Source organism: Mycolicibacterium septicum DSM 44393, from assembly GCF_000455325.1.
Classification (GTDB): domain Bacteria; phylum Actinomycetota; class Actinomycetes; order Mycobacteriales; family Mycobacteriaceae; genus Mycobacterium; species Mycobacterium septicum.
Map to the genome: position 1 here is coordinate 563,425 of NZ_HG322953.1, position 6,382 is coordinate 569,806.

General features: G+C 64.3%; 4 protein-coding genes. 1 reads left to right on the forward strand and 3 read right to left on the reverse strand.

From position 1 onward, the window contains the following. Positions 1-76 precede the first annotated feature (76 nt). Complete coding sequence (locus TX88_RS29495; protein ID WP_044523330.1) at positions 77-637, forward strand: TetR/AcrR family transcriptional regulator; 561 nt, start codon at positions 77-79, stop codon at positions 635-637. A gap of 69 nt (positions 638-706) precedes the next feature. Here TX88_RS29495 and TX88_RS29500 read toward each other — a convergent pair whose 3' ends face one another. The 3 genes from TX88_RS29500 to TX88_RS29510 form a co-directional block, all read right to left on the reverse strand. After that, positions 707-1,642, reverse strand: coding sequence for a type IV toxin-antitoxin system AbiEi family antitoxin domain-containing protein (locus TX88_RS29500; protein ID WP_044523335.1), 936 nt, complete (start codon positions 1,640-1,642; stop codon positions 707-709). 126 nt (positions 1,643-1,768) lie between these two features. After that, positions 1,769-4,621 (reverse strand): MMPL/RND family transporter, encoded by a 2,853-nt coding sequence (locus TX88_RS29505; RefSeq protein ID WP_044523347.1) that lies wholly within the window; start codon positions 4,619-4,621, stop codon positions 1,769-1,771. A 140-nt stretch (positions 4,622-4,761) separates the two neighbouring features. After that, the coding region (locus tag TX88_RS29510; RefSeq protein ID WP_044523354.1) for an ABC transporter ATP-binding protein/permease at positions 4,762-6,382 on the reverse strand (1,621 nt) is incomplete at its 5' end.

Sequence of the window (6,382 nt, forward strand, 5' to 3'; positions counted from 1 at the left end):
GCCCTCCTCAATCCGCAACAAATGTACCGATCGGTACGCTATTGACTATAAATGTACCGATCGGTACAGTCAAGGGGTGGCCCGCACAGCAGATCCCGTGAAGCGTGAAGAGCTGCTGAACGGTGTCGTCGGGTATCTCGAACGGCACGGCATCGGCGAGATGTCGCTGGCGCCGATGGCCGAGGCCCTGGGTACGAGCAAACGCATGCTGCTGTACTACTTCGGCGACCGGGCTGAGCTGCTGGCACAGGCCCTGGATGCGAGCCGTCCGCAATTGGGGGAGATGTTCGCCCGTGTCACCACCGCAGACGAATTCGTGGCTGCGGCACGGACCCTGTGGCGGGAACTGACCCGGGGCGGCGAACGCCGCAATGTGCGCCTGCTGTTGCAGGTCCTCAGTCTGGCGGTCACCGACCCCCAGACTTACGGCGAGGCCGCCCGAAACGCGGTCGAAGTGATGATCGCCCCGATCGCGCAAGCGTTGTCCGTGATCGGGTATCCCGCCGACAGCGCCTGCGCGCGTGCCACATTGGTGGTTTCCGGCCTGCGTGGACTGTGCCAGGACGGCCTGGTCACCGCGGACAGGCCGCGGGTCGACGCCGCCGCCGAGCTGTTGATAGCGGCATCAGTTGCCTAGGTCTCGGCGGCGAATATCCAATGCGGCGGATCACTGCTTGATATTGACTGCAATCCGCCGCTTGGACGGCTACGCGGCGCGGTCGAGTCGTGTGAACGCACACCCAGGCCCGCATGGGCGACCGGCTACCGCGATCCCGTGCCGGTGCAGAATCTGAGCGATCTTGGCTGCGGTCTGACACGGCCGGTCGAAGACCTGCCCATAGGACAGCCTGACGGTCGAACGGCCGTCGACCGCGGCATCCAGATCCCGTTCGAAATCCGCATCTCGCCTGGTCGCCGAATCATGAAACGCCCTGCCGTCGAGCTCGACGACGAGCTGTTCTCCGTACTCGGCGTCGCGATAGCAGACGCCGAGCGATGAGGCGGACCGCTGCTGGCGAGTCGCTCGCGGCAGACCGTGAGGACGCTCGACGCGGACAAGATAGCCGTGCTCAAGAACCGAGCAGGTGCCCTCGGCGATGTCGACGAGTGCCGCCCGCAACCAGCGACGACGCCGCAGCCGACCACGCGAGTCGAGGGCTTTCAGCAGCCGCCGCGCAGTGGTGCGCCGAGATTGGCAGGCATTGGCCAGCACGGCTATGGCATCGAGTTCGCGCGCAGAACGGCCGGCGACGTCGAGAGCGGCTTCCTCGTAACGCGTCCGCGGCGGGCCCGCGTTCCACAGCACACGATCATCGAGGTGGGCGACACGGTGAATGCGGACGCCGACCGGCTCAGCCGATGTCGACCGTTGCCGATCGACGGCGACATGGATCGGCAACGATTGCGCACCCAACGCCGATTCGAGGCAAAGGGCGGCCGGGGCCGCGTAAAGCACTGCAGCCCAAGCCCGTTGTATCCAGCTCAGCGGGCCGGTGTGTTCTACATAAACGCCGGCGTGCACCCGCGCCCACTCATTGCGTCTGAGCAATCGTCGGATTTCATGCTCAGCCAGCCCCGCGTCCAACGCCTGCCGACGCGAGATCACCCCATCCTGCTGCCGAAGAACATCACCGACGTCCACAGAATCGATGCTCGTCGACCGGCGCGATCCTCACCAGAGCCGTTCGGCGATCTGTGGATAACCCCTAGGCGGCGGATCACTGCTCGATACTGACTGCAATCCGCCGCAGTGCCGGCTCGGCGTGCTCTAGGCGTTCGACCGTTCCCGATCCATCGCCCGCGCCACCACGCCGCGCGCCGGTCGCTCGCGCACCAGCTGTGGCCACCAGAACCAGCGGCCCATCAACGCCGCAATGGACGGTGTCATGAACGACCGGATCACCAGTGTGTCGAACAGCAGACCCAGTCCGATCGTGGAACCGACCTGGGCGACCACGATCATCTCGCTGACCACCATCGCCATCATGGTGAAGGCGAACACCAGACCGGCCGCAGTCACCACGGACCCGCTGCCACCCATGGCCCGGATGATGCCGGTGTTGATACCGGCAGGCAGTTCCTCTTTGAGTCGTGCCACCAACAGCAGGTTGTAGTCAGCGCCGACGGCCAGCAACACGATCACCGCCATCGCCATCACCATGAAGTGCAGTTCGATCCCGATCAGGTGTTGCCACACCAGAACCGACAAACCGAATGACGTTCCCAGCGATATCAGCACCGTGCCGACGATCACGGCGGCCGCCACCAGGCTGCGGGTGATGATCAGCATGATGATGAAGATCAGGCACAGCGCCGAGATCCCGGCGATCAGCAGGTCGTAGTTGTTGCCCTCCTGCATGTCCTTGAACGCCGAGGCGGTACCGCCCATGTAGATCTTGGAACCCTCCCACGGAGTGTTCTTCATGGCTTCCTTGGCGGCCAGCTTGACGTCGTCGATGATGCCGATGCCTTCCGGCGTCAGCGGATCACCATCGTGAGAGATGATGAAACGCACGGCTTTTCCGTCCGGAGAGATGAAGCTCTTCATGCCGCGCTTGAAGTCGGCGTTGTTGAAGGTCTCCGGTGGAAGATAGAACGTGTCGTCGTTCTTCGAGTCGTTGAATGCCGTACCCATGGCGGTCTGGTTGTCCTGCATCTCCGCCATCTGATCCTGCAGACCCTTTTGGGTCTGATACATGGTCAGCATCATCGTCTTCATGGTCCGCATGGTCTCGATCTGCGGCTGCATCATCGTTGCCATCTGCGGCATCAGTTCGTCGAGCCGATGCATGTCGGGCATCAGTTCCTGGATGCTGTCGGTCAGCGTGTCGACACCGTCGAGGCCGTCGAACACCGAACGCATCGACCAGCACACCGGGATGTTGGCGCAGTGCGGTTCCCAGTACAGGTAGTTGCGCAGCGGACGCAGGAAGTCGTCGAAATCGGAGATGTGGTCCCGCAATTCGGCGACGTCGACCACCATCCGGTCCATCTTGCCGACCATGTTGTGGGTGATGCCGCTCATCTCCTGCATCAACGCGATCATCTGATCCATCGTGGTGATGGTCTTCTGCATCTCGTCGGCCTGCAGCAGCATGTCATCGGCGCGGTCCAGCATGTACTTGCGGTTCATCGTCTGCATGACCCCGCCCATACTCATCTGGGCGGGAATGGTGCTGAATTCCAGCGGCTCACCCTGCGGGCGGGTGATGGCCTGCACGCTGCCGACCCCCGGCACTTCGAAAACTCGCTTGGCGATCCGGTCGATCACCAGGAAGTCCGCCGAATTGCGGACGTCGTGGTCGGTTTCGATGAGCAGCAACTCGGGGTTCATCTTGGCCGCCGAGAAATGCCGGTCCGCCGCCGCGAACCCCTCCTGTGCCGGCAGATCGGTCGGCAGGTAGTTGCGATCGTTGTAGTTGGTCCGGTAGCCCGGCAGCGTGAGCAGGCCGACCAGCGAGAGCAGGATGGTGCCCAGCAAAACTGGCCCCGGCCAGCGCACCACGAAGGCCCCGAGTCGCCGCCAGAAGCGGATGCGCATGGCGCGCTTGGGCTCGAGCACCTTGCCGAACCGGCTGGCCACCGTGATCACCGCCGGGCCCAGCGTCAGCGCGGCCAACACCGTGACCGTCATGCCGACGGCCATCGGGATGCCGAGAGTCTGGAAATACGGCAGCCGGGTGAAGTGCAGACACAACGTCGCGCCGGCGATCGTCATACCGGAGCCGAGCACCACGTGCGCCGTGCCGTGGAACATCGTGTAGTACGCCTGTTCGCGGTCCTCGCCCACGCTTCGGGCTTCCTGATATCTGCCGATCAGGAAGATCGCGTAGTCGGTGGCCGCGGCGATCGCGAGCGTGACCAGGAGCTGCGTCGCGAAGGTCGATAGTCCGATCAATTCGTGATAGCCGAGGAAAGCCACCACGGCGCGGGCAGCCGAGAGCTCGATCACCACCATCGCCAGCACCAGGATCACCGTGATGATCGACCGGTAGACGAGCATCAGCATCGTGATGATCACGACGAAGGTGACGCCTTCGATGATCTTGACGCTGCGGTCGCCGGAGATCTGCTGATCGGCGGCCAGGGCGGTCGGCCCGGTGACGTACACCTTGAGGCCCGGGGGTGGGGTCAGCCCCGCGATCAGCTTCTGGACGGCCTCCACCGATTCGTTGGCCAGCGCCTCACCCATGTTGCCGGCCAGGTAGACCTGCACATAGGTGGCTTTGCCGTCGTTGCTCTGCGCGCCGGCCTCGGTCAGCGGGTCACCCCAGAAATCCTGGACGTGCTCGACATGCTTCTTGTCGGCTTCCAGCTTGTCGACCATGTCGTTGTAGAACCGGTGGGCGTCGTCGTTGAGCTTGTCCTCGGCCTCCAGCACGATCATCGCGGAGCTGTCGGAGTGGAACTCGTCGAACACCGTGCCGACGCGCTTCATCGCGATCACCGACGGTGCGTCGCTGGGACTCATCGACACCGAGCGCATCTGGCCCACCACCTCGAGCGGAGGGACGGTGGCGCTCAGGTATGCGAGCAGTGCGATCCAGCCGACAATCACCGGAATGGCGAATCGACGGATCCATCGAGCAACCCCCGTGTGGGGGGCTCTGGAATCGGCCATCAGGAACCCTTGGTGGTCGGTGAGGGGAGCACGATGCAACGGTCGGGCATTGTGCGAAGGCTTACCTTACTACGTACTGTCGTGCCACCGTCCTACCAGACGCGGGACAGGGGTGGGCTGCCAGCGTGCTTCAGCAGGCATTACACGCCGACAGGTTCGGTCTCGTCGACGGGCCCCAGTCGCCACTGTCCCTCGCCGAGCAGTTCCAGGTGCGTGTTGTGGTGCCGGTGCACCGTGGAGCGGTGGGTGACGCTCACCAAGACGGTGTCGGGCAGTTCGCGCCGAATCAGGCTGTAGATCATGAACTCGAGCGGCTCGTCGAGCGCCGAGGTCGCCTCGTCGAGGAACACCACCTTCGGCTTGGTCAGTAGCACTCGGGCGAATGCGACGCGTTGCTGCTCGCCGGGCGAGAGCACCTTGGCCCAGTCGCCGTCCTCGTCGAGCCGGTCCACATAGCGCGGCAGCGCGACCGCGAGGAGGGCATCCTGCAACGCCTCGTCGGGCAGCTCCCCGGGCTGGTGCGGGTAGGACACCACGGTCCGCAGATCGCCCAACGGAACGTAGGGAACCTGCGACAGATACAGCGTCTCGTTGTCACCCTGCGGGCATTGCACCGTGCCCGACGCGTACGGCCACAGCTGGGCGATGCTGCGCAACAGTGTGGTCTTGCCGGTACCCGACTTGCCGGTGATGATCATCGCCTCGCCGGCTGCCAGGGACAGGCTGAGATCGTCGATCAACTGCTCGCCGGCCGGGTTGCGCACCTCGACGTCATCGAGCTCGACCAGGCTGGTGGAGCCCTGGGCGAGTTCTGCGACCTCCAACTTGGGCAGCTCGCGGCTCTGCTCGTCGGCGGTGACCAGGCCGTGCAGGCGGATGATCGAGGCGCGGTAACCCGCGAACGTGTCATAGGAGTTGCGGAAGAACGACAACGCATCCTGGATCGCGCCGAAGGCGGCCACCGACTGATTGACCGTGCCGAGCTGGATCTGGCCGGCGAACAACCGCGGGGCCTGCAGCGCCCAGGGCAACGGGATGATGATGTGGCTCATCGACAGGTTCCAGCCGGTGAACACCATGGTCCGGTTGACGAAATGTTTGTAGTTGGCGACGACCGCGGCGAAACGTACGCGTAGCTGCGATCGTTCGACCTTCTCGCCGCGGTACAGCGCGACCGACTCGGCGGCGTCGCGCAGGCGCACCAACGCGTAGCGGAACGCCGCGTTGAACTTCTCGTTGTTGAACGACAGCCGGATCAGCGGGCGGCCGAGGGCAAAGGCGATGACGGTGGCGAAGGCGACATAGACGAACACCGACCAGAACATCGCGCGCGGAATCTGGAGCCCGAAGACGCTGAGGTCACCCGAGAGGTTCCACAGGATCGAGGTGGACGAGACGACCGAGACGACCGACGAGATGGCGCCGAACGGCAGTGTGCCGTTGCTGGTCTGGTGCGGGGTGTTGGGCTGCGGGCCCGACAGCGCGGTGAACACGTCGATGTCGGACTGGATGCGCTGATCGGGGTTGTCGATGGTCTGATCGATGAACCGGGACCGGTAGTAGGCGCGGCCGTCGAGCCAGTCACCGGTGAGCCGGTCGGTCAGCCAGGTGCGCCAGGCCAGCATGAAGCGCTGGGTCATGAACAGGTCCACCAGCACCCGGGTGACCAGGATGGCGGCCAGCACCGAGAAGATGAGCAGTGCGATCCAGAAGCCCCGGATCCCGGAGTCTTTGACCGCGTCGTTGCCGGTGGCCAGGCCC